Annotated in this window: 25 protein-coding genes; 18 read left to right on the plus strand and 7 right to left on the minus strand. The window is 64.1% G+C overall.

Features of this window, described 5'->3' with window-relative positions:
* Positions 1 to 4: 4 nt before the first annotated feature.
* Positions 5 to 874, minus strand: coding sequence for a LysR substrate-binding domain-containing protein (locus tag RHPLAN_RS00715; RefSeq protein ID WP_068030304.1), 870 nt, complete (start codon positions 872 to 874; stop codon positions 5 to 7).
* Positions 875 to 978: 104 nt separating this feature from the next.
* Here RHPLAN_RS00715 and RHPLAN_RS00720 point away from each other — a divergent pair, with 104 nt between their 5' ends.
* Positions 979 to 1,485 (plus strand): methyltransferase family protein, encoded by a 507-nt coding sequence (locus RHPLAN_RS00720; protein WP_068013007.1) that lies wholly within the window; start codon positions 979 to 981, stop codon positions 1,483 to 1,485.
* 80 nt (positions 1,486 to 1,565) lie between these two features.
* Positions 1,566 to 2,324 (plus strand): sulfite exporter TauE/SafE family protein, encoded by a 759-nt coding sequence (locus RHPLAN_RS00725; protein WP_068013008.1) that lies wholly within the window; start codon positions 1,566 to 1,568, stop codon positions 2,322 to 2,324.
* A gap of 139 nt (positions 2,325 to 2,463) precedes the next feature.
* Here RHPLAN_RS00725 and RHPLAN_RS00730 read toward each other — a convergent pair whose 3' ends face one another.
* Entirely contained in the window at positions 2,464 to 3,306 is an 843-nt protein-coding gene (locus RHPLAN_RS00730; RefSeq protein WP_237180016.1) for an IclR family transcriptional regulator, read from the minus strand.
* A gap of 122 nt (positions 3,307 to 3,428) precedes the next feature.
* Here RHPLAN_RS00730 and RHPLAN_RS00735 point away from each other — a divergent pair, with 122 nt between their 5' ends.
* The 4 genes from RHPLAN_RS00735 to RHPLAN_RS00750 are packed head-to-tail and all read left to right on the plus strand — an operon-like array spanning position 3,429 to position 6,669.
* Positions 3,429 to 4,646 carry an NAD(P)/FAD-dependent oxidoreductase gene (locus RHPLAN_RS00735; protein WP_084244101.1) on the plus strand — a complete coding sequence of 406 codons (1,218 nt, stop codon included), beginning with the start codon at positions 3,429 to 3,431 and terminating at the stop codon, positions 4,644 to 4,646.
* 2 nt (positions 4,647 to 4,648) lie between these two features.
* Positions 4,649 to 5,458 carry a 3-methyl-2-oxobutanoate hydroxymethyltransferase gene (locus RHPLAN_RS00740; RefSeq protein ID WP_068013012.1) on the plus strand — a complete coding sequence of 270 codons (810 nt, stop codon included), beginning with the start codon at positions 4,649 to 4,651 and terminating at the stop codon, positions 5,456 to 5,458.
* A 7-nt stretch (positions 5,459 to 5,465) separates the two neighbouring features.
* The gene (locus RHPLAN_RS00745) at positions 5,466 to 5,759 is read left to right on the plus strand and encodes a DUF7662 domain-containing protein (protein WP_068013014.1); all 294 of its coding nucleotides are present in this window, start codon (positions 5,466 to 5,468) and stop codon (positions 5,757 to 5,759) included.
* A gap of 28 nt (positions 5,760 to 5,787) precedes the next feature.
* Positions 5,788 to 6,669 carry an ABC transporter substrate-binding protein gene (locus tag RHPLAN_RS00750; protein WP_335341080.1) on the plus strand — a complete coding sequence of 294 codons (882 nt, stop codon included), beginning with the start codon at positions 5,788 to 5,790 and terminating at the stop codon, positions 6,667 to 6,669.
* 3 nt (positions 6,670 to 6,672) lie between these two features.
* On the opposite strand, the gene RHPLAN_RS00755 is transcribed toward RHPLAN_RS00750, so the two are convergent.
* A complete protein-coding gene (locus RHPLAN_RS00755) occupies positions 6,673 to 6,969 on the minus strand; it encodes a hypothetical protein (protein WP_198164666.1) in 297 nt (98 codons plus the stop codon).
* 105 nt (positions 6,970 to 7,074) lie between these two features.
* Here RHPLAN_RS00755 and RHPLAN_RS40065 point away from each other — a divergent pair, with 105 nt between their 5' ends.
* The 6 genes from RHPLAN_RS40065 to RHPLAN_RS00785 all read left to right on the plus strand — a co-directional run bounded on the left by RHPLAN_RS40065 (position 7,075) and on the right by RHPLAN_RS00785 (position 12,967).
* Entirely contained in the window at positions 7,075 to 7,272 is a 198-nt protein-coding gene (locus RHPLAN_RS40065; RefSeq protein ID WP_068013018.1) for a hypothetical protein, read from the plus strand.
* Positions 7,239 to 8,678: an amidase gene (locus RHPLAN_RS00765; protein WP_198164667.1), complete on the plus strand. Its 1,440-nt coding sequence runs from the start codon at positions 7,239 to 7,241 to the stop codon at positions 8,676 to 8,678. Before RHPLAN_RS40065 ends, RHPLAN_RS00765 begins: the two co-directional genes overlap by 34 nt.
* Positions 8,679 to 8,694: 16 nt before the next feature.
* Positions 8,695 to 9,663: a Bug family tripartite tricarboxylate transporter substrate binding protein gene (locus RHPLAN_RS00770; RefSeq protein ID WP_068013023.1), complete on the plus strand. Its 969-nt coding sequence runs from the start codon at positions 8,695 to 8,697 to the stop codon at positions 9,661 to 9,663.
* 11 nt (positions 9,664 to 9,674) lie between these two features.
* Positions 9,675 to 10,784, plus strand: coding sequence for a zinc-dependent alcohol dehydrogenase (locus tag RHPLAN_RS00775; protein ID WP_068013025.1), 1,110 nt, complete (start codon positions 9,675 to 9,677; stop codon positions 10,782 to 10,784).
* 7 nt (positions 10,785 to 10,791) lie between these two features.
* On the plus strand, positions 10,792 to 11,748 hold the full coding sequence (locus RHPLAN_RS00780; RefSeq protein ID WP_068013027.1) for a PdxA family dehydrogenase: 957 nt from the start codon (positions 10,792 to 10,794) through the stop codon (positions 11,746 to 11,748).
* Between the two features lie 286 nt (positions 11,749 to 12,034).
* On the plus strand, positions 12,035 to 12,967 hold the full coding sequence (locus RHPLAN_RS00785; RefSeq protein WP_068013030.1) for an IS110 family RNA-guided transposase: 933 nt from the start codon (positions 12,035 to 12,037) through the stop codon (positions 12,965 to 12,967).
* A 68-nt stretch (positions 12,968 to 13,035) separates the two neighbouring features.
* On the opposite strand, the gene RHPLAN_RS00790 is transcribed toward RHPLAN_RS00785, so the two are convergent.
* Both RHPLAN_RS00790 and RHPLAN_RS00795 read right to left on the minus strand, forming a co-directional pair.
* A complete protein-coding gene (locus RHPLAN_RS00790) occupies positions 13,036 to 13,608 on the minus strand; it encodes a cupin domain-containing protein (protein ID WP_068013031.1) in 573 nt (190 codons plus the stop codon).
* A 14-nt stretch (positions 13,609 to 13,622) separates the two neighbouring features.
* On the minus strand, positions 13,623 to 14,216 hold the full coding sequence (locus tag RHPLAN_RS00795) for a cupin domain-containing protein (RefSeq protein WP_068013033.1): 594 nt from the start codon (positions 14,214 to 14,216) through the stop codon (positions 13,623 to 13,625).
* A 186-nt stretch (positions 14,217 to 14,402) separates the two neighbouring features.
* On the opposite strand from RHPLAN_RS00795, the gene RHPLAN_RS00800 reads away from it, so the two are divergent.
* The gene (locus tag RHPLAN_RS00800) at positions 14,403 to 15,425 is read left to right on the plus strand and encodes a Bug family tripartite tricarboxylate transporter substrate binding protein (RefSeq protein WP_198164668.1); all 1,023 of its coding nucleotides are present in this window, start codon (positions 14,403 to 14,405) and stop codon (positions 15,423 to 15,425) included.
* A gap of 29 nt (positions 15,426 to 15,454) precedes the next feature.
* Positions 15,455 to 17,209 carry a thiamine pyrophosphate-binding protein gene (locus RHPLAN_RS00805; RefSeq protein ID WP_068013034.1) on the plus strand — a complete coding sequence of 585 codons (1,755 nt, stop codon included), beginning with the start codon at positions 15,455 to 15,457 and terminating at the stop codon, positions 17,207 to 17,209.
* A gap of 85 nt (positions 17,210 to 17,294) precedes the next feature.
* On the opposite strand, the gene RHPLAN_RS00810 is transcribed toward RHPLAN_RS00805, so the two are convergent.
* Positions 17,295 to 18,326, minus strand: a complete 1,032-nt coding sequence (locus RHPLAN_RS00810) for a hypothetical protein (protein WP_068013037.1) — start codon at positions 18,324 to 18,326, stop codon at positions 17,295 to 17,297.
* Between the two features lie 216 nt (positions 18,327 to 18,542).
* Between RHPLAN_RS00810 and RHPLAN_RS38925 the strand changes: the two genes are divergently transcribed.
* From RHPLAN_RS38925 to RHPLAN_RS00825, 4 genes are all read left to right on the plus strand, one after another.
* Positions 18,543 to 18,770: a hypothetical protein gene (locus RHPLAN_RS38925; protein WP_157099985.1), complete on the plus strand. Its 228-nt coding sequence runs from the start codon at positions 18,543 to 18,545 to the stop codon at positions 18,768 to 18,770.
* Positions 18,771 to 18,892: 122 nt separating this feature from the next.
* Positions 18,893 to 19,636, plus strand: a complete 744-nt coding sequence (locus RHPLAN_RS00815; RefSeq protein WP_068013039.1) for a class II aldolase/adducin family protein — start codon at positions 18,893 to 18,895, stop codon at positions 19,634 to 19,636.
* A gap of 3 nt (positions 19,637 to 19,639) precedes the next feature.
* The gene (locus RHPLAN_RS00820) at positions 19,640 to 20,587 is read left to right on the plus strand and encodes an amidohydrolase family protein (RefSeq protein WP_068013040.1); all 948 of its coding nucleotides are present in this window, start codon (positions 19,640 to 19,642) and stop codon (positions 20,585 to 20,587) included.
* On the plus strand, positions 20,587 to 21,792 hold the full coding sequence (locus RHPLAN_RS00825; RefSeq protein WP_068013042.1) for a multidrug effflux MFS transporter: 1,206 nt from the start codon (positions 20,587 to 20,589) through the stop codon (positions 21,790 to 21,792). Before RHPLAN_RS00820 ends, RHPLAN_RS00825 begins: the two co-directional genes overlap by 1 nt.
* On the opposite strand, the gene RHPLAN_RS00830 is transcribed toward RHPLAN_RS00825, so the two are convergent.
* A complete protein-coding gene (locus RHPLAN_RS00830; protein WP_068013044.1) occupies positions 21,789 to 22,640 on the minus strand; it encodes an NAD(P)-dependent oxidoreductase in 852 nt (283 codons plus the stop codon). The genes RHPLAN_RS00825 and RHPLAN_RS00830 overlap by 4 nt on opposite strands.
* Positions 22,641 to 22,729: the final 89 nt, after the last annotated feature.

Raw genomic sequence — 22,729 nt, forward strand, 5'->3', positions numbered from 1 at the left:
ACTGCTACCGCTTCGCCGCGCCGACGATCCAGTTGCGGAACGTGCGGAAGGCGGCCTCGTCCTTCCGGCTGTCGCGCCAGATCAGATACCAATGCTCGCCCTTTGACACCGAAAGGGCGTACGGCGCCACCAGCCGTCCGGCCTTCACGTCGTCGTCGACATAAGGGCTGATGCCGATCGCCGCGCCGACGCCGTCCGCCGCGGCCTGCAGGGCCTGGCCGTAATATTCGAACTCCGGGCCTGCGGCGCGGACCTTCGACAGGCCGGCCGCCTTGAACCACTGCGGCCACTCGCTTGCGGCATGGGCGACGCGCAACAGCGCGACGCCGCGCAAATCCTCCGGCGATTTCAACTTCTTCGCCAGCGCTGGCGCGCAGACCGGCGTGAAGTCAGCCGGGAACAGCTTCTCGGAACGAAAATCCGGCCAGTCTCCGGTGCCGAGCCGGATGCCGCAGGTCCAGTCGTCGTTGTAGGGCAGCGTTGCGCCGCCGGTCGCAAAGCGCACCTCGATGTCGGGGGCGTCCTTCTGGAAATCGGCCAGTCGCGGAATGAGCCAGCGCGTCGCGAAGGTCGGGCCCACGCCAACGGTCAGCACGCGCGAGCCAGCCATCGCGGTGACCTGCGCGGTCAGGTTGGCGAGCTGGTCGAATATCTGTGTGAGCCCGGCCTGATAGACGCGGCCGCCGGCGGTGAGCACCAGCCGGTTGGCCTTGCGCTCGAACAGCGGCACGCCGAGCCGCTGCTCCAGAAGCTGCACCATGCGGCTGATCGCGGCCGGCGTGACGTTCATTTCGCCAGCCGCCTTGGCGAAGCTTTCGGCCCGGGCAGCGGCCTCAAAGGCCCGGATCCCATTGAGAAACGGCAGCTTGCGCATCGCCCCGACCATTAGAAAATCTGGTCCTGAGATTGCGATAACTCAGCTTGCCCCTTACGGTCAATCGGCCGACACCGCGCCGTCAACGTTCAGAGGGCAGGATCATGGCCGCGACCGAGCACGACCGTCCCAATCTGATGGTGTTTCCGCCTCTGCTGCTGATCGCCACGATCGCGCTGGCCGCTGTGCTGCAATGGTGGTGGCCCCTCGGCGTGCTGGGCGGCCTCGGCCAACGGTGGCGAATCCCGGTGGGCGCCGCGCTGATGCTTCTCGGCATCGTGCTGACTGCCCTTGGTGGACGCACGCTGGTGCGGCGTGGCACCAACGTCAATCCGCTACGGCCGGCGCTGGCGCTCGCCACCGACGGCATCTTCCGATGGTCGCGCAATCCCATGTATGTCGGCGGCGGACCGCTGATGCTCGGGCTCGCGATCGCGTTCGGCATCGATTGGCTGCTTCTCCTGATGATCCCGAGCGGATTGCTTCTGCATTTCGGCGTCGTGCGGCGCGAGGAGCGCTATCTCGTCGGCAAATTTGGCGAGGAGTATCGCCGCTATTGCGCGGCCGTGCCGCGCTACCTTCCCGGTCTGGCTCCCGGCCACCATCAGTAAACCTGACTCTGACGCTTCGCTAACTCAGTTTGAGTTGCGCGCCGATTGGGATCATTGGAAAGGGCGGGAGGAACCCGCCGATGACCCCACTGATGATCTCTGCGCTGTGCCTCGCCATGGTGGGCACGGCGTTTCTGTCCGGCATCTTCGGCATGGCCGGCGGCATGATCCTGGTCGGCATTCTTCTCGCGATGATGCCGGTGCCGGAAGCCATGATGCTTCACGGCGTCACGCAGCTGGCGTCGAACGCCTGGCGCGGCCTGCTGTGGTGGCGGCATGTGCGCTGGGCGCCGGTCATGGCCTACGTGACGGGCTGCGCGCTTGCACTCGGAGTGTGGTCGTTCACGCAATACGTGCCGAGCCTGCCGGTCGCGCTGCTGCTGCTCGGCTTCACACCGTTCATGGTGCGGCTGTTGCCGAAGAGCTATCGGCCGAACGCCGAGAGCCTGCCGCAGGGCACGTTCTACGGCACCATCTGCATGACGCTGATTCTTCTGACTGGCGTCGCAGGCCCGCTGATCGACACGTTCTTTCTCGGCGGCAAGCTCGATCGCAAGCAGATCGTCGCGACCAAAGCGGTCTGCCAGATCTTCGGTCACGCCGCGAAGCTGATCTACTTCGGCGCGCTGATCAATCAGACGGCGTCGGTCGATCCGATCGTCGCAACGCTCGCGGTGATCAGTTCGATGATCGGCACGTCGCTGGCAAAGCACGTGTTGGAGGCGATGACCGACCAGCAGTACCGCAAATGGGCGAACGCCATCATTGTCACCATCGCGAGCTACTACGTGCTGCACGGGACTTATCTGCTGGTGATGACGAGCGCCAAGGCGGGCTGAACATAGCAGCGCTGTCATTCCGGGGCGCGAGCAAAGCTCGCGAACCCGGAATCCAGAACATCGGTGCTTCCTGCTGAACTGAATTCCGGGTTCGCCGCTGCGCGGCGCCCCGGAATGACTCGCTGATAAAGCAGCGCGACTAAATCGTCGCCGACTTGCCGCGATGGCCGAGCCGCGCCGAAATCGCCGCTGCCGTTTCCATCACATGGGGTAGATAGCCCGACAGCGCCTTCTTGGAGAGCCGCGTCACCGGGCCAGCCACGCCGACGGCGGCGACCACCTCGCCCGCATCGTTGAGCAACGGAGCCGCGATGCAGCGCATGCCGATCTCGCTTTCCTCGTCTTCGATCGCGTAGCCGCGGGTGCGGATGCCCTCCAGCACTTTCTTCAACGCTTCGGGATCGGTGATGGTCTGCGGCGTGCGCGCCGGCAGCCCGCGCGCGAGCACCCGCTCGACGAACTCGGGCGGTTGATAGGCCAACAGCACCTGGCCCTCGGCGGTGCAGTAGGCGGGCTTGCGCACGCCGATGTCGGCCCGCATGCGGATCGCCTGTGTGCCCTCCAGATTGAACACGTACATGATGTCGGCGCCGTCCAGCACCGCGCAATGCACGGTCTCGTCGACCTTCTCGCGCAGCTCACGCAGCAGGTTGCGGCCTTCGTTCGAGATGTTCATGCGCTGACGCACCAGCGAGCCCAGCCGGAACAGCGACAACCCGAGGCGGTATTTTCCGGTGTCGGGGTTCTGCTCCAGCATGCCGTCGGCGACGAGCGTCACCGCAAGGCGGTGCACGGTGCTTTTCGCAACGCCGAGCCGCTTGGCGAGATCGCTGATGCCGATCTCGACCTGCTCTTCGGAGAAGGCCTTCAGCAATCGGATCGAGCTTGCGACCGACGAAAGCCGGCTGCCGTCAGGATTTCGCGGCGGGCGAACAGCCGCGATGGGAGATAGGGGATTAACGTGAGTTGTTGTCATTGACATCGGGTGTTCCGCTCCGTGGACCGGCGTTCCGCTGGAGTGTAGACCAATGTCCCGTATCGTGGGAAGGTCCCAGATCATCTCCTCACGCAAGGGCCCCTTGCTGTTCCGTTGGACGTTCGGGAATGACACGACGAATTGTGGTGATTGGCGGCGGTCCGGCCGCGGTTTTTGCAGCGTTGGAGGCCAAAAAGCGCGATTCCGCCGCTGAAGTGACGCTCGTGACCGACGAGGCCTGCGAGCCCTACGAGAAGCCGCCGCTGTCCAAAGCCGTGCTGCTCGGCAAGTCCAACCCCGAGGACGCTCTGATCGCCGGCCCGGGCGGGCTCGGAAAGCACGGCGTGACGGTCAGGACCGGGACCCGCTGCATGGCGATCGACCGCGCCGCTCATCAGGCCGTCACCACCGCCGGGCCCCTGCCTTACGATTCCCTTGTGATCGCCACCGGTTCGCTGATGCGGGAGCTGCCGGTGCTGCCGGCCTCGATGCCACGCGTGCACTACCTTCGCACCGAATCGCATTCGCGCGCGATCAAGGCCGGCCTCAAGGACTGCAAGCATCTCGTCGTGGTCGGCGCGGGCCTCATCGGCCTCGAGGCCGCGGCCTCCGCAGCCGAGCTCGGCATGGAGGTCACGGTGATCGAGTTTGCACCCCGCATCATGGCGCGAAGCTGCGACGAGGAGACCGCAGCGCTGATCCTCGCCGAGCATCAGCACCGCGGTGTCGAATTCGACCTGTCGACTTCGATCACCCAAGCGACATCGCAGCTCAACGGCAGCATCGCGCTGGAAACGAGCGAGGGTGATCTCACCGTCGCCGACATGGTGCTGGTCGGCACCGGTGTGAAGCCGGATGCCACGCTCGCGCAAGCCGCGGACCTCGACGTGCAGGACGGCATCGTGGTCGACGCGCAGTGCCGCACCTCCGATCCCGACATTTTTGCCGCTGGCGACTGCACGGTGTTTCCCGGCCCGCAGGGGCCGGTGCGGCTGGAGAACTGGCGGCACGCCCAGGATCACGGCGCGGTGGCGGGACGCAACGCCGCCGGTGCGAGCGACAGCTACAACACCGTGCCGTCGTACTGGTCCGAGCAATACGATCTCTACATCCAGGGTGTCGGCTGGGCGGACCCCGCGGCGCATCGCGTGCGCCGAAAGCTGCCCGGCAAGAGCGCGCTGGCCCTCGAACTGAAAGACGGCACGATCTCGGCAGCGCTTGGCATCAACGTGCAGCGTGATCTCGCGGCGATCCGCCGCTTGATCGAGCGCAAGATCCCCGTCGATCCCGCGGCGCTCGCCGATCCGGCGCAGCCGTTCAACGCCATGCTCAAAGCGAAAGCCTGACAATGACTGATAAAGTAACCATCGCCGCGCTTCAGCAGATGAAGCGCGAGGGAAAGAAGATCGCCGGTGTGGTGGCCTGGGACACGCCGATGGCGCGGATTGCCGATCTGGCCGGCGTCGATCTCATCTCGGTCGGCGACTCGGTCGGCGTCAATCTCTGGGGTCACGAGACGCCGCTCGAAGTGACCATGGACGAGATGATGGTCGTCAGCAAAGCGGTGCGCCGCGGCGCCTCACGCGCGCTGGTCAGCGCCGATCTGCCCTACGGTCCGGCGCAAGAAAGCCCGGACGCTGCGCTCCGCGCCTCGCTGCGGCTGATGAAGGAAGCAGGCGCCGACATGATCAAGGTCGATGCCGCGGCTGAATTTCCCGAGGTGGTGCGCAGACTCGTCCGCGAAGGCATTCCAGTGTTCGCGCAGTTCGGGCTCACGCCGCAGACCGCGCAGAAGTTCGGCATTCCCTACAGCGCACAGAATTCGCCGCAGGCGCAAGCCACCGCGGAGGCTTCAGCCAAACTCGTCGACGAAGCCAAGACGCTGGAGGACGCCGGCTCCTGCGCGCTCGACTTCACCAACTCGGGGCCTATCGCAGGCGAAGCGGTGGCGAAAGCCGTTGCGATTCCGGTGATCGGCGGCTTCGGCGGCGGACCGTGGCTCGACGGCCGCGTGCGGCTCGCGCACACCGCGATCGGCTATGCGGACAAGTGGCTCGACTCCAAGACCGAGACTTATGTGAACACCGCCAAAGCGGCGCTCGGTGCGTTCACGGCGTTGATCGAGGACATCCGCGCAGCCCGGCAGATCAAGGGGTGAGACGGGCGTGGCCAAGGACAAATACGAAGTTTACGAAAACAAGTACGAGTCGCTCTACGAGTACCTGCTCAGGGAGACGCGGGACGACTTCATCCTGACCTACGAGGAGATCGAGGAGATCATCGGCTTTGGGCTGCCACGCGCGGCGCAGCGCGCCGAATGGTGGGATGACGACACGCCCGAATATCCGCGCGATCAGGCGCAGGCGATCCATCAGGCCGGCTACGACTCGCGGCGGGCACCGGAAGGCGGCAAGGTCCGTTTCCGCAAGCTGTCGACGCTGCCGCGCACCTCACGGTAGAGCATCGACCCTGACCACGCATCTCACCATCATGGTGTTTCCCGGCACGCAGACGCTGCCGCTGTTTGCCTCGCAGGCGACCGGCGCGTTTGCGCGGCGCGGGCTTGCGGTCGAGATGAAGCCCGCACCGAATTCCGAGGAGCAGCGCCGGGGGCTCGCCGAAGGCCGTTATCAGATCGTGCACGGCGCGGCGGACCAGTGCGTCGCGCTGGTGGATGCCGGCACGGACGCGATCATCGTCGCGGGTGGAGATAACGGGTTCAATCATCTGTTCGTGCAGCCGGACATTTCCGATCTTGGCGAATTGCGCGGCCGGACGTTGGTTGCCGATGTGGCCAACACCGGCTGGTCGTTCGTCCTCTACGACATCCTCAATCGGCACGGTCTCAAGCGCGGCGACTACACGATCCACGAAGCGGGCGCGCCGTTCCGCCGCTTCGAAGCCATGCGCGATGACAAGGCCATGGCCGCGGCGGTCCTCAATCCGCCATTCGCGATTCACGCCCGCCGGGCCGGACTGAAAGATATGGGGCCGGTCGCCGCGCAGGTCGGCGCCTACCTCGGCACCGTGCCTTATGTGCTGCGCGGTTGGGCTGCAGCCAATGCTGCGGTGCTGAGCGCTTATCTCGCCGCCTGCATCGAAGGCCTGCGTTGGATTCTCGATCCGGCCAACAAAGCCCGTGCAGCTTCGCTCGTTGCCGAGCAACTCAGCGTGCCGGCCGACATCGCCGCGGAAATTCTCAACGTGGCAACCGATGCGACGAACGGGCTCGCGAAGGACGCTGACTTCGATCTCGAAGGCCTCAAAACCGTGCTGCGGTTGCGAGCTTCTTACGACGGCCGCGAGCCGCCTGCGCCCGATCGCTATTTCGACCTGAGCTATCACCGCGCCGCGCGGGCGACGCTTTGAGCCTCAGCAACAGGTGCATTCGAAATCGTCCGGCACCGCGAGCGCCCGCTTGTACCAGCGCGGCGGCAGGTCGTCCTCCGTCACCTCGGCCAACGGCTTGAATATCTTGAAGTGGTGGCGGCGTTCGTCAGACCAGAACGCGATAACCGTCTCGATCGGCGGACAGCCCGGCACGGCGCAGGCCACTTCGGCGACGAGGATGGCGCCCTCGCCCAACGCAAAGCGTTCCCGAACCCACTCGCGGACGCGGTCGAGCGCGCACAAATGGTCCGGGTTGCGATGGGACGGCCGAAGCATCATTGCGGCAGTCATAGCTTAAGACTACCAGACATCGCAGCCATGGCAGCCGGTCATTGGACCAGTCGCCGGAATTGCGCAAAAGTGCCGCGCAAATTTGGGAAACACATGCCGGAACCGATCACCAAGCTCGATCCTGAAACTTTGGCGAAGGCCAAGGCCGCAGGCCTCGACAAGGCCATCGCCAGATTTCCCGACTGCGTCGCCGACGCGGCCCGGGCCGCCGCCCTCGATCTGGCCGACGTACCGCCGATCGACGGTTCGAGCGAGCCGTGGCCGCCGATGAGCCCGAGGAGCGGCCGGTGACCGAGTTGAAATGGCTGACCGCGTCCGAAATTGCCGACGCCTATGCGGCGCGCCAGTTGTCACCGGTCGAGCTGGTGCAGGCCCTCATCGCCGAGATCGAGGCCCACAACCGGGACTGCGGAGCCTTCATCCGCATCGACCCGGAGGGCGCACTCTCGGCGGCTCGTCATGCCGAACAGGACATCATGGCAGGGCGCACGCTCGGTGCCCTGCATGGAATTCCTGTCGGGGCCAAGGACAACATCGATTTCGCCGGCGTGCCGACCACCTGCCATTCCAAGATTCTGCTCGACAACGTGGCGGCGAAAGATGCCGCGTGCGTCGCCAACCTGCGCGGCGCCGGCGCGATCATGCTCGGCAAGCAGTCGCTGCACGAGTTCGCGTTTGGCGGTCCGTCGAAAGAGCTGCCATTCCCGTTCGCGCGCCATCCCTGGAATGTCGACTATCATCCGGGCGGATCGTCGTCGGGTTCCGGTGTGGCGCTGGCGGCAGGTTTCGTGCCGCTGTCGATCGGGACCGACGCAGGCGGTTCGATCCGAAACCCCGCCGGCAACTGCGGCGTGGTCGGATTGAAGCCAACCTACAATCTGGTATCCCGGCAAGGGGTGTACCCGGTCGCGTTCACGCTCGATCACGTCGGCCCGATGGCGCGTTCGGTCGCCGACGTTGCGCTGATGCTGGACGGCCTGGTCGGAGCCGGCCGTGAGCGCAGCTACGGCGCCGACCTCACGCGCGGCGTGAAGGGACTTCGCATCGGCTTCGTTCGGCAATGGCACGAGACCGACATGGTCGCCGATCCGGAGGTGATGGCGGCGCTCAACGAGGTCGAACGCGTGCTGCGCCAGGACGGCGCGGACGTCCGCACCATCGCCTTGCCACGCGTGCGGGAGATGGCGGCCGTCCAGCGCATCATCCTGCTGGCCGAAACCTTCGCCGTGCACGCGAAATGGCTGCGCGAACGGCCCGAAGACTACAGCCTGCCGTGCCGCCGCAAGGTCATGCCCGGTGCATTCCTGTCCGCGGGCGATTACGTCAATGCACAGCAATGGCGGCGGCGCATGATCGATGCCGTCGACAACGCGCTCAATGAGGTTGACGTTCTGCTCACGGCGAGCGGCATGGACCCGCCGTTCCGGATCGACGACGGAGCGGGATTGGCCAAGACTTACCCGCGGCAAGGGCGCAGCCCGTTCAACTTGACCGGCCATCCGGCGATCGCCATGCAGAGCGGCCTCTCCAAACGGCTCGGCCTGCCGCTGTCGGTGCAGTTTGTCGGCCGCGCCTACGACGAGATCACGCTGTTGCGCGTCGCCGCAGCTTATGAGCGCGTCACCCAGTGGAGCCGTCACCGGCCGGCGGCGATGTATCAAACGAGCGCGCGCCAGCCTGCCGCGGCGAGCGTCTGAGATTCAAGGAGACCTCGTGAGAAAACTGGCGCTCTCTCTGTTGGCACTCGCATTGACGCTGCCGCTTGCGGCATCGATGGCGCGAGCCGACGACTATCCCAACAAGCCGATCAAGATCATCGTGCCTTATGCGGCCGGCGGCGGCACCGACATCGTGGCGCGCATCGTCGCGCTGAAACTCCAAGAAAAATGGGGGCAAGCCGCGGTGGTTGAGAACCGCGCAGGCGCGGGCGGCAACGTCGGCGCCGAGGTGGTCTTCAACGCGCCGCCGGACGGTTACACGCTGCTGTTCACCGCGCAGGGTCCTCTGGTGGTGAACCAGTATCTGTTCGACAAAATCCCTTACGAGCCTGAGAAATTCACGCCGATCTCGCTCGTCATGGTGGCCTACAGCGCGCTGCTGGCGAATCCGAAACTGCCGGCGAAAGACCTGAAAGAGCTGATCGCCTACGCCAAGGCCAATCCCGGCAAGCTGAACTACGCCTCGCAGGGCATCGGCACCGCCGCGCATCTCATTGCCGAACTGTTCAAGTCGATGGCCGGCGTACAAATCAATCACGTGCCGTATCGCGGCAGCGGACCTGCGCTGAACGATCTGGTCGCCGGACACGTCGATCTGATGTTCGGCGAGCTGGCACCTTCTTATCAGTACATCCAATCCGGACAGCTGCGCGCTTTGGCGGTCAGCAGCGAGACGCGGATTGCCAATCTGCCGGACGTGCCGGCGGTGACTGAAGTGGTGCCGGGCTTCAAAGTGACATCGTGGTGGTGCATGGTCGGGCCGCCAAACATGCCCGCCGACCTGACCAGCAAAATCTCATCCGCAGTCGGCGAGGTGATGCGGGAAGCCGAAGTGAAGGACAGGCTCAGCGGCATGAGCATGGTGTCGACCGGCAGTTCGCCGGCGGAGCTGTCGAAATTCATCGACGAAGAGGCCAAGCGCTGGGGTGACGTGATCCGCACCTCCGGCGCCAAGGCCCAATAAGGAGACGATCAGTGGCAGAGAAAGTACTGGCAGCCGTCCGCACGGGACCGAGCAAGACCGAAATCCGCGAATACGCGATGCCTGACATTCCATTCGACGGCGCGCTCCTGAAGATGGAGGTCGGCGGCATCTGCGGCACCGACGTCAAGCTCTACAAGCATCCGCCGAACAACAAGCCCACCATCATGGGCCACGAGAACATCGGTTACATCGCCAAGGCCGGCCGCGAGTTCACGCAGCGCAAGGGCTTCAAGGAAGGCGATCTGGTTTTCGTCGAGCACTATGTGTCCTGCGGCAAGTGCGAGTGGTGCCATGCCGGCCAGTACCGGCATTGCGAGAACACCAACTGGCGAACCAACCCCGACGCAATCCGCTACGGCTACACCTCGGATGAGAAGCCGCCACATCTGTGGGGCGGTTTCGCGCAGTACATGTATCTGCCCTGGAATGCGGTCATTCATCACGTGCCGAAGGGCGTCACGCCGGAGCTTGCCGGCCTCGTGACGCCGATGGCCAACGGCGTCGAGTGGTCGCTGTTCGACGGCAATATCGGCTACAACTCCACGGTCTTGATTCAAGGACCCGGCCAGCAGGGCCTGTCACAGACCGTCATCTGCAAGCAGGCCGGCGCGTCGCTGATCATCGTCACCGGCACCGCCAAGGACAAGGCGCGGATGGAGGTCGCCAAGAAGCTCGGCGCCGATTACGTCATCGACGTGAGCAAGGAAGATCCGCTCGCCCGTATCATGGAAATCACCGGCGGCAAGGGCGTCGACGTCGCGCTCGACTGCACCGCAGGCGCCGGCACCATCCCGATCCTGCTCGGCATCGAGGCGCTCAAGCGCAAGGCCGGCATCATCGTGGCGCAGGGCGAGCTCAAGGAATTCCCGAACTTCCCGCTGGAGAAGTTCACGGTGAAGTTCATCACCATGAAGAGCGCCCGCGGCCACAGCTATCGCGCCTGCGAGCTCGCACTCGAGCAGATCGCGTCCAAGCGCTTTCCGCTGGAGCTGATCACGACTCATCGGTTCGGTCTGAACGACGTCGACAAAGCCATCAAAGCGGTCGGCGGCGAAGGCATTCCAGACGTGATCCACGCTTCGCTGATGCCTTGGCTGTGAGGCGCTGATGGCAGGCCGGGTCAAGATCGCAATTCCGGTCGGCGACCCGGCCGGCATCGGCCCGGAAATCTGTCTGAAGGCCGTGCTCGACCTGCAGGTGCGGGCGGCTTGCGATCCGATCATCGTGTGCGATGAAGCGCTGCTGGCGCGACACGCCAAAGCGTGCGGGCTCGATGCTGCGCTGAGCACCGTCAAAGTGCTGGCCTGCCCGCAACCCGAGACCGCCTCGCTGGGCTTCGGCGTCACCGCGCCGGCCGCCGGCCGCGCCTCGATTGCGTTCTGTGCCGCGGCGGTGAACGCCGCCATGACGGGCGAGGTCGACGCCGTGGTGGCGGCGCCGCAGAACGAGACCTCCATCGCGCAGGCTGGCATCCAGTTCGACGGTCATCCGTCGTTCGTGGCGCGACAGACCCGCACCAACGAAGAAGGCGTCTACATGATGCTGTGCTTCGGCGACACGCGGATTGCGCATTGCACCTTGCATCGGAGCGTCAAGGATTCAATCGCGCTGATCACCAAGGACAACGTTGCGCGCACGATCCGTGCAACCAATGTCGCGCTCCAGCGCATGGGCATCGCTCAGCCGAAGATCGCGGTCAGCGGCCTCAATCCGCACGCCGGAGAAGGCGGGCTGTTCGGCCGCGAGGAGATCGAGATCATCCGGCCTGCAATGGACACGGTCGCGGCGGAAGGTATCGCGGTGAGCGGGCCTTATGGCGCCGACACCATGTTTCACATGCCGGGCTTCGACGCGTTCGTGGTGATGCTGCACGACCAGGGCCACATCGCGACCAAGCTTCTGGCGCAGAACGCCGCAGCAGCGCTCACCATCGGCACGCCGATCCTGTTCGCGTCGGTCGCGCACGGCACCGGCCATGACATCGCCGGCAAAGGAATTGCGAATCCGGCTGCGATGATCGAGGCGGTGCTGCGAATGGCGAAAGCAAAGAAAATTGCGTGTTAAGGACCATCGCTGAACCGCAATGGCGCCACGCCGGCGGTGAACTCCCTCTCCCGTGGGGAGAGGGTTGGGGTGAGGGCGTACGGACTCTCGATGGACCGTACCCCCTTGTAATTCTCATAGCCGCGACTCGTCTAAAGTTGTGGTCGCGGTGACGGGCGGGTGTCCGCAAACCCCGAGGTCTTGCAAGACCGTGGGTGAGCTTGGCGCCCCGCCCGCCGTTCCATCGAACCCGAACAGTCGCCTGGGCCGCAAGAAGCAAAGCTCGATTAGGCAAGGACGGGTCGCCATGGACATCATCGCTGTCGGTATCGACGTCTCGAAAGACCGCCTGGACGTGGCTGTGCGCCCCGGTGGGGAGCTGTTTGTGGTGACGCGCAATGCATCCGGCGTGGGTCGGTTGATCGAGCGGATGCGGGCCCTGGCGCCGGGGATTATTGCGTTGGAAGCCACCGGCGGCTTTGAAACGGTGGTGGCAGCCTCTTTGGCTGCCGCGGCGCTTCCTGTTGTCGTCGTCAACCCGGCCCAAATCCGAGCCTTTGCCAAGGCGCTCGGGCAGCGCGCTAAGACCGACCCGATCGATGCCGCTGTGATCGCCCACTTCGCGGAGGCGACGAAGCCGCAGCCGCGGCCCTTGGCAGACGAGGCAACGCAGCTTCTGGCCGATCTCGTCGCCCGCCGCCGGCAGATCATCGAGATGATCGGCGCGGAAAGCCAGCGCGAGAAGCGGATAGCCGTGTCGCGCCTGCGCAAAAGCATCCGCCGGGTCATCGGCATGCTGGAGAAGGAACTCGCCGAGCTCGATAGCGAGATCGACGACAGCGTGCGCGGCTCGCCGGCTTGGCGCGAGAAGGAGGATCTGCTCGCCTCCGTGCCAGGCATCGGCCCGATCATCTCGCGCACGCTCATTGCCGATCTGCCCGAACTCGGCACGCTCAGCCGCAAACAGATCGCTGCGCTCGCAGGGCTTGCCCCCTTCACCCGCCAGTCCGGCCAGTGGAAGGGGCGGAGCTTTATTGGCGGCGGTCGCAAATCCGTGCGCACCGCGTTGTTCATGGGCGCGATGGTCGCCATGCGGCACAACCCGGTCTTGAAGGCCTTCTTCAATCGCCTGACCAAGGCCGGCAAGCCGAAGATGGTCGCCATTATCGCAGTCGCCAGAAAACTGCTGACTATCCTCAACGCCATCGTGCGGGACAAACGACCATGGCAAATCGCTTGACACGCGAGACAGTCGCTCACCCGACGCGCTTCGCGCGTCGACCTCTCCCCACGGGAGAGGTAAGGAAGTCAGCGTCCACCGTTCTCTTTCAACGCGTCAAAGCCCGGCGCGTTGGCAACCTGATCGAACCAGTCGAAACCCATTTCCTTGACGATGCGGTTCGACATCACGATCAGCCGGCAGTCCTCGTGATCGCCGGCGACGTGCTGGTGGTTGGTGAACGGTGGAATGTAGATGTAGTCGCCGCGCTTCCACGAGTAGGCCTTGGGCTCCGCGGCCCATTCCCAATGGAACGCCTCGAGGCAGTCCCATTTCAGATCCCAGTGCAGGTCGTAGCCCGAGCCTTCCGCCACGAAGATGATCTCTTCCCACATGTGACGATGGACGCCGGACTTTTCTCCGGGCTTGAGAAACTGCATGTAGGCCTCGACGCACATCTCGCGCGTGTTCAGCTTCTCGTGCACGAGATGCTTGATCAGCCCGTCAGCGCAATTCTCCCAAGGCATGTCCTCGGCCTTCACGACGTTGGTCTTGCTCTCGTAGGCCTTGCGGAATTCCTGCGAGGCCTTGGCCTCGTCGGCGCGGAAGGTTGCTGACTTGTTGCCGGAGAGCGCCGGGCCGCGATCGGTGAAAAGTGTCATGGCTGGTTGCTCCCTCAGATCTCGCTCGGCGGCTTGTAGTTTTCCGCGCCCTTGGGCGGGATTTTCGGCGGCCATTCCACGATCTTCTGGAACAGCAGGTGCATGAACAGAAACAGCGGCTTGGCCTTGAAGACCAAGAGGATCGCCTCTTCATCCTTCGAGTCGTTGAAGTGCTGGTGCACGCAGGCGTTCTCGACCAGCATCACGTCGCCGGCCTTCCACGGAATGTGGCGGCCGTCGTGCACGTCGTGGCCGTGGCCCTTCAGCACATAGAACACCGCGCTGTTGAGATGGCCGTGCTTCTGGCCCGCCGCGCCGGGCGCGTAAGCCTCGATATGCGACTCGATCGACTGTGTGATGTTGACCGCCTGCGGCGAGATCACGCTCTTGCCGTAGTGGCCCGGCCCGCCCTTCCACGGCACGTCCTTCGACGAGAACACCCGCGGCTGATCGATGAGTTGCTTGTAGAGATGACTGTAGGTGCCTTCGAGCGCGCGCACGAAGGTGCGCTTCTTGGCCCAGCGCTCCCAGTGCTGATTTTCCTTCTCGGCGCCTTCGGCATCCGGCTGATTGTGTCCCACGCCGGGCGTTTCAAGAATGCCTGTCATTTCGCCTGTTCCCTGCAATTTGATTGCGGCTCGCCGCGTCTTGACGACGAGGCTCTGTCGGCGAGCGAATGCTGGTGTATGAAGTCACCTTATCGCGCGTCCTTGTCAAATCAATGTGCTGGCGAGGATAATACGAGTGACGAAGCATCCGCTCGAAGAACGCTTCGTTCCGAAGGGAGGAACATAGTGCGTGCAGTGTCGATGCGTGTTCTGCTGACGGCGATTTTTGCCGCGATGATCGCGACCGGCGCGCAGGCGCAGAGCGTCGCCGACTTCTACAAAGGCAAGACCGTCGATCTCTATGTCGGCTACAGCGTCGGCGGCGCGTACGATCTCTATGCACGCCTGATTTCGCGTCACCTGAGCAAGCACATTCCCGGCAATCCGACGGTCGTGCCGAAGAATATGGAGGGCGCAGGCTCGCTGCGGCTTGCGAACTGGCTCTACAACGTGGCGCCGAAGGATGGCTCGGCTTTCGGCATCTTCGGACGCGGCACCGGTTTCGATCCATTGCTCGGCAACAAGGCCGCGCAGTTCGACGCGACAAAATTCAACTGGATCGGCAGCGCCAACAACGAGGTCTCGATCTGCGGCGCCTGGAGCAACAGCGGCATCACCAAGTTCGAGGACCTGCTGGAGCGCCCGCTCATCGTCGGCGGCACCAGCACGTCGGCCGACACCGATCAGTTTCCACGCATCGTCAACGGCGTGCTCGGCACCAAGATGAAAGTCGTGACCGGCTATCCGGGCGGCAACGAGGTCGGTCTTGCCATGGAGCGTGGCGAAGTGCAGGGCCGTTGCGGCTGGTCGTGGTCGAGCGTGAAGTCGACACACAAGAAATGGATCGATGGGAAGCAGTTCACCATCCTGGTCCAACTCGGACTCGATAAGCATCCCGACCTGCCCGACGTGCCGCTGATCATCGATCTCGCAAAGACGGACGAGCAGCGCCAGATCCTCAAGCTGATCTTCGCGCGGCAGGTGATGGGCCGGCCTTTCATTGCACCGCCGGGGCTGCCGCAGGATCGCGTCGACGCGCTGCGCAGCGCTTTCATGGCGACCATGCAGGATCCGGAGTTACTCGCAGACGCCGAGAAGACGCAGATGGAGATCACCCCCGTGTCGGGCGACAAAGTCCAGGCGCTGGTGAAAGAAGTTTATTCGACGCCGCCGGAGATCGTGCAGAAGGCCGCGTCCTTGCTGCGATAGAGTTTCACCCCAGAATCATCAGGTCTCAGATGGACGACAAGGTTTCGAATTACACCGGCTGGCAATCGGACGTTATCGTCGACTGCATCAAGCACTACGATTTTCCCTACATCACGTTGAATCCCGGAGCGAGCTTCCGCGGCTTGCACGACTCGCTCGTCAACTATGGCGACAACGAGCCGCCGATGATGCTCTGCAACCACGAAGAGATCGCGGTACAGATCGCCCACGGCTACGCCAAGGCCACCGGCAAGCCGATGGTGGTGATCCTGCACAATCTCGTCGGCCTCCTGCACGCCTGCATGGCGATCTACTACGCGTTCCTCGATCGCGTGCCGATCTTCATCGTCGGCGCCACCGGCCCGATGGACGAAGCGAAACGCCGGCCGCACATCGACTGGACCCACACCGCGCTGGTGCAGGGCAACGCGGTGCGCGACTACGTCAAATGGGACTACCAACCGACGTCGGTGGACGGCGTCCCGGAAAGCTTCGCCCGCGCCTACTCGATCATGATGACCGAGCCGAAGGGCCCGGTTTACATGTGCTACGACGCGGCACTGCAAGAAGCGCCGAAGACCCATGAGGTGCCGCTGCCGCCGCCCGCCGCGGTCGCAACGCCCTCGCCCATGGCGCCCGATCCGCGTGCGCTCGAAGCCATCGCCGACAAGCTGCTCAAGGCCGAGCACCCGATGCTGCTGCCGGAATACGCCGGTCGCCGTGAAGGCGGCTTCGAGAGCATCGTTGAGCTCGCCGAGCTCACCGGTTCGGCGGTGTGGGACGTCAACAACGCACTGAACTTCCCTAACAAGCATCCGCTCTGCCTGAGCATGGACAAACCATCGCTCAAGCACACCGATCTGATCCTGGGTCTCGACGTCAAGGATTGGGAAAAGCAGCTCACCGAGCTCAACAACGCCAAGCGCATCCGCGAGGTGCTGCCGCCGGAGAATTGCGACTATGTCGAGATCGGCTTTGCCGAGGTCGGCATCAGCAAATGGGCGATGGACTATTGCCGCATGCAGCCCTGCTCGGTGCGGGCGCTGGGCGACACTTCGATCGGTATCCCCGAGCTGACGCGACTCTGCCGCGAGCGCATCGGCGCCGACCCGAAGCTGCAAAACAAGATCGCGGCTCGCAAGGTCGCGATCGGCAAGCGCCACGACGAGGTCTGGGCCAAGTGGCAGGAGGAATCCCGCAAGGATTGGGACGCCTCGCCGCTCACCTTCTCGCGTTTGGCCATGGAAGTGTGGGACGTCATCAAAGACGAAGACTGGGTGCTGACTGCAAACGAGATGAAGCACCAGATCCGCAAACTCTGGGACTTCGACAAGCCTTACCGGCATCCGGGCGTTGAATTGGGCACCTCGACGCAGATCGGCATCTCGCTGGGCGTGGCGCTCGCGCATCGCGACAAGAAGCGCATCGTCGTCGACATCCAGCCGGACGGCGATCTGATGTTCGACGCCGGCGCGCTGTGGATCGCGGCGAAATATCAGATCCCGATGCTGATCGTGATGCACAACAACCGCGCCTACTACAACGACTGGGCGCACCAGATCCGCATGGCGAAGCTCCGCGGCACCGACGAAGCCAGGGCGCATATCGGCATGGACCTGTTCGGTCCGGAGCCCGACTTCGCGGGACTGGCGAAATCGATGGGCTGCTATGGCGAGGGCCCGATCGACAATCCCAAGGACGTGAAGCCCGCACTCCTTCGCGCGCTCGCCGAAGTGAAGAAAGGCCGCTGCGCGCTGGTGGACACCATCACACAGCATTCCTGAGGCGCGCGGGACATGAAAACAGAACGGCCCGCCAGTTGGCGGGCCGTTTGCATTGGAGAACCGGAGTAACGCGCGTCGCGCGATCTCAGCCGCGATCGAGAATGCCGGCGATCGCCTTGATGCGGTTGCGCACGTAGTTCGGCAGACCCGCGCTGATCGACTCGCCGGTGTTGAACGAGCTGTTGCCGAGCAGCACCTGCGACGGCACGAGATTGCGCAGCACCGGCACGTTCTCGTACTTCTTCTTCTGCTCCAGCGTCGAGGAGCCGACCGCAAGCGCGATCACCACCGTGGTGACGGTGCTCTTGGCGTCCGCCGGATTCGGCTGGAACACGGCGATGAGCTTGCCAAAGCGCATCACCTGATTGACGTAAAACATGTTCTGCTCAAGCATGCCCGCGACCGGCGTGTTCACGCCGGTGAGCTGCTTCAGGCTGGCCTCGTCGACGTCGGCGGCCTTGAGCAGGCGCATCTCGCTCTCGAACTCGATGGTGTCGGTGAGCTTCTTCTCGCTGTCGCGGAGCTTGTTGGCGAGCGCAACGCCGATCGGCAGCTTGCCCTCGAGCTTGTAGCTCGAACGGATGCAGGCGGTGACGTTCGGGCCCTCGCACCAGTTACGGTCGGGATTCTTGTTGTTGGTGCCCTTCTCGTCCTTCAGCGTCGAGACGTCTTCCGGCTTGATCGCGACGTGCTTGATCGACGGATCGATGCTCTGGATGAACGGCAGCGAGGCGAACTGCTTCAAGTCGACGCTTTCCGCCGGGCGCGACAGCATGAAGCGCGCCTCGGTGACATACATCTGCAGCTCGTCCTTCACCTCTTTCTTCGAGCCATCGATGATCTTGTGAACCATGCCCTCCTTGAAGGTCGGGAACAGGTTCAGGAACTTGAATTCGATCGGCCTGGTCTTGCTCCAATCGTCGAAGCGGATGAACGCACCCTTGTCCGATTTGTCGTCGGTGCGATGATCGGTGAAGAAGATCGTCTTGGGCTTGAGCGTATCGATGGTCGCACTGGCGACCGACGCCACCTTGACGATCTGGTAATCCGCCGACGCCGCCAGCGCGACCGAAGCGGTCAACACCAGCACGGCGGCAGTCGAAGTTCTGATCCACATGGCCGTTACCCAACTCTCCCGCTGATTTCCGACTATATTCCCAGAGAACGGTGGCCGATTTATGTAGCCGCCTTCATACTCTTTCCAAGCCGAAACGGTTCCCGCAACGTTCGCGGCATTTGGTCTGATGGACGCTGGTTCGACATATAACCCGGGCCGAGCCCCCAACTCGGCCGCTGGATAACACCCCGCCGTCGACCGCGACAGACACGGCCATTGGCCCACCCCACGCAAGCAAACGACCCCGGCCAGCGCATCTTGAGTTTCGCGCAGCTTCTTGTGCGCGTCGAGACGGAAATATTCAGTGAACCGGCGATCGGCACGGATTTTGAGATCGCTGCCCCGTCCGAGGACGACCGACTGCAGCTTCAAGGCGGCTTCGATGATGGACTGAGCGATGAGCACGGGGACCGCCGCACTGACGCCGAAGTCTGCGTCGCTTGACGCGAATGCCAGCCCTGCCCGCATTGGCGGCAATCCATCAAGACTCCCCCCTGTCGTTCCGTTAACGTGCGCGCCAACGCGCCCGCCCCATCGCCGGGCGCGGCTTTGCAGGAGAAACGCTCATGGACGATCTGCAACGGGCGATCGGCGACCTGGTGATCGCGAACCGGATCCTGGCGAAGGAAGACGTGGTCGATGCCTACGGCCATGTCAGCATCCGGCACCCGAACAAGCCCGACCATTATCTCTTGTCGCGCTCGCTGAGCCCGGAATTCGTCACCCGCAAGGACATCATCGAGTTCAAGCTCGACGGCACGCCGGTCAACGACGACCGCCCGGCCTATCTCGAACGTTTCATCCATGGCGCGATCTACGAGGCGCGGCCGGATATCAATGCGGTGGTTCATTCGCACGCCGAAGACCTGCTGCCATTCAGCATCTCCAAGACCACGAAGCTCTGCTGCGTGGTGCATGTGGCAAGCGACATGGGCGCTCACGTGCCGGTGTGGGATATCGCCGACAAGTTCGGCGACGAGACCAATCTCCTCGTCATCAACATGGCGCAGGGCCGCGACATGGCAAAGGCGCTCGGCTCGAACGCCGTGGTGCTGATGCGCGGCCACGGCTTCTCGGCCGCGGCCGACGGTCTGCTGAAACTGGTGCGGATGGCCGTGTATCTGCCGCGCAACGCCCGCATCATGCTGACCGCCATGCAACTCGGCGAATTCAAGGCTTTGTCCGAAGGCGAGATCAAGACCCGCAATAACTTCCGCGCTGGCTCCCCGGAGATGCAGCGCGGCTGGGAGTTTTGGGCGCGGCGGGCCGGCTGCGCCGACATGCTGGCCGACAGCAAGGGCGGGGTCTGATCGATGGCCGGCGGACGGATCGACGTCCACTTCCACATGATCCCGCAGTTCTATGCGGACATGGTCTATGCGGCAGGCTCGGGGCCGGCGATCGGCCGCTATCCGGACTGGTCGCCCGAATTGGCGCTTGAGATCATGGACCGCTTCGGCATCGCGACCGCCCTGCTGTCGCTCGGCCAGCCCGGCGTGCAGTTCTGCAAGCCGGACGAGGCCCGCGCGCTGGCGCGCCGCTGCAACGACTATTCGGCCGAACTCGGCGCGAAATGGCCGAAGCGCTTTGGCGCCTTCGGCACGGTCTCGATGTGGGACGTCCAACACGCTGTCGAAGAGGTTGGCTACTGCCTCGATACGCTGAAGTTCGCCGGCCTCAGCCTGTTCGCAAGCTACGACGGGATTTTCCTCGGCGATGCCAAATTCGATCCGGTGATGGAGGCGCTGAACGCCCGCGACGGCGTGGTGTTCGTGCATCCGGGCACGCATCCGCTGACCAAGCAGGTGCAGCTGCCGTGGCCGTTCTTCATGATGGAATATCTGTTCGACACCACCCGCGCCGTGGTGAACCTGGTGTTCGGCGGGACGCTGGAGCGCTACCCGCGCATCCGCTTCATCCTTCCGCATGCCGGAGGACTGATCCCGTATTTCGCCTGGCGGCTGTCGGTGTCGCCGATGATCGACAAGCGCCTCAAGCAGATGTCGCAGGATGAAGTGTTCGCGCTGCTCCGGCGCTTCTGGTACGACAACGCGTTGTCGCCGGGCGAGCAGACTTGGGGCTCCCTTGAAAAGGTCGCGGCGCCCGATCGGATCGTGTTCGGCACCGACTGGCCTTTCGCCAATGTGAATGTCACGGCCGAGGCGATGAAAACCTACGAAGCGCTCGATGCCGTCACACCCGAGCAGCGCGCCGCCGTCGATCGCGGCAACGCGCTGCGGCTGTTCCCGCAGTTCGCCTGATGGATGAGCCGCAACGGCCGCTGGGCCGGACATTCGCCATCGCGCTCGGCCTGATCGCACTGATCACCCCGCTCGCCGTGCATCTGTTCTTTCCGGTCATTCCGGCCGTGAAGAAGGCTCTCGGTCTCTCCGACGCGCATGCGCAACTGACCTTCAGCATCTCGCTGTTCGGCATGGCCTTCGCCACGCTGTTCTACGGCTCTCTTTCGGACCGCTACGGCCGCCGTCCGGTGCTGCTGTCGGGCCTGGCGCTCTTCCTGTTCGGCAGCGTGGTTTCGTCGCTGGCCACGACCGCGAATGCGCTGGTGCTCGGTCGCCTGGTCCAGGCGATCGGGGCGGGCTGTGCACTGACGCTCGTTCGCGCGATTGCGCGCGACGCCTTCCGCGCCGAGCAGCTTGTCAAAGCCATCGCCTATCTCACGATGTTCGGCACGCTCGGCCCCATGGTGTCGCCCTTCATCGGCGGCGTGCTGATCGACACGCTCGGCTGGCGCAGCGTGTTCGGCTTCGCGCTGGTGGCTGGCGGCGTCATCACGATCATCGCCTATATGGTGATGCGCGAAACGCACCCGCCGGAGAACCGGCACAAGACGCAGGAGAGTTTCGTCCAAAGCTATGCGGCGCTGTTTCGCCGCCCGCGCTTCAACGCCTATGTGCTGCAGACCGGATTCAACACCGGCGCGTTCATGGTCATGGCGGTCGCCGCCTCGACGATGATGACCGAGTTGCTGCGCCGGCCCGCAACCGAATACGGGCTCTACTTTCTGCTGTTTCCGATGGGTTTCTTCGCCGGAAATTTCATCTCGACGCGTGTCGGGACACGCTTCTCGGCGGAGACCATGGTGCTGACAGGCTCGGTGCTGACCGTGATCGCGGTGACGGCGCAGGCCACAGCGCTGTGGCTTGGCTTCCTGGTGCCGCTTGTTTTCTTCCTGCCTGGCACCTTCGTCACCATGGCGCAGGGCATCTCGATGCCCTACGGCCAGGCGGCCGCGATGGGGGAGATTCCGCGCCTTGCCGGCACCGCGGCCGGCATCGGCGTGTTCATGCAGAATTTCTGGGCTGCGATCTCCACGCAGGTGTACGGCCTGCTGGCCGACGGAACGCCGCGTCCGATGGCCATGATGGCGCTGCTCTGTGCCGTCCTGACGCTCTTCTTCGGCGCGATTCCGTATCTGCTCAAGCGCAAGGCCGCCGCAGGCTAGACGCGCTTGCGCCCGGTCCAGTCCGGCGGATTGCTCTGCTTGATGCGCCGGCCGTCCTTGACCAGTTCCTTGATCGCGCCGGCGATCGGCATCGCGAGGCCGGCCTTGTCGGCCATCTTGGAGACAATCTGCATGTCCTTGAGGGCCCAAAGGAACGACACGTTCTCCCAGTTCTTCAGCGCGTCCGACGCGCCTGAGCTCATCAGCAGCGCCTCGCGGAGCTTCACGAGATCCATGCCGTTGGCCTCGCTCAGCCGTCCGGCCTCGATCAGCGCGATGCCGTTCACCCAGAGCAGGAAATTGTTCATCGCCTTGCCGACCTGGCCGGCGCCGATGTCGCCGAGCAGTACGATGTCCTTGCCGAAGGTCGAATAGATCGGCTTGCCGCGCTCGAACACCTCGGACTTGCCGCCGCACAGAATGAGCATCGTGCCGGTGTCGGCCGCGCGCTGACCGCGGCAGATCGGTGCGTCGAGCACCTCGACGCCCTTGGCCTGCGCCTTCTCGGCCAGCATCTTGACGTGCTCGGGCGTGCAGGTCGACGACATGCCGATCACCGAGCCCACGCCCATGGTTTCGAGCAAGCCGCCCGCTCCGAGCATCACGGCTTCGGCTTCGTTGTCGTAGCCGACCGCGACGATGACGAACTTGCAAGTGCGTCCGACCTCGGCCGGAGTCTTGACGGTCTCGGCGCCGAGCGCTCGCGCGGCCTCCAGCGCCTTCGGCTCGACGTCCTGCGCCAGCACGGCGTAGCCGTTCTTGATCAGGTGCCGGGTCATCGCCTGACCCATGCGGCCGACGCCGACGATGCCAATTTTCTCTTGGCCGATCTTTTCCTGGTTTGCCATCTGCGCGCTTGCTCCCTCGTTGCGGCGGCATGTTAGGTTGATGCCAACAAATGCAAAAGACGTCGCGCCGTTGACGCGACCGGAACGGG

It is taken from the genome of Rhodoplanes sp. Z2-YC6860, from assembly GCF_001579845.1.
Lineage (GTDB): Bacteria > Pseudomonadota > Alphaproteobacteria > Rhizobiales > Xanthobacteraceae > Z2-YC6860.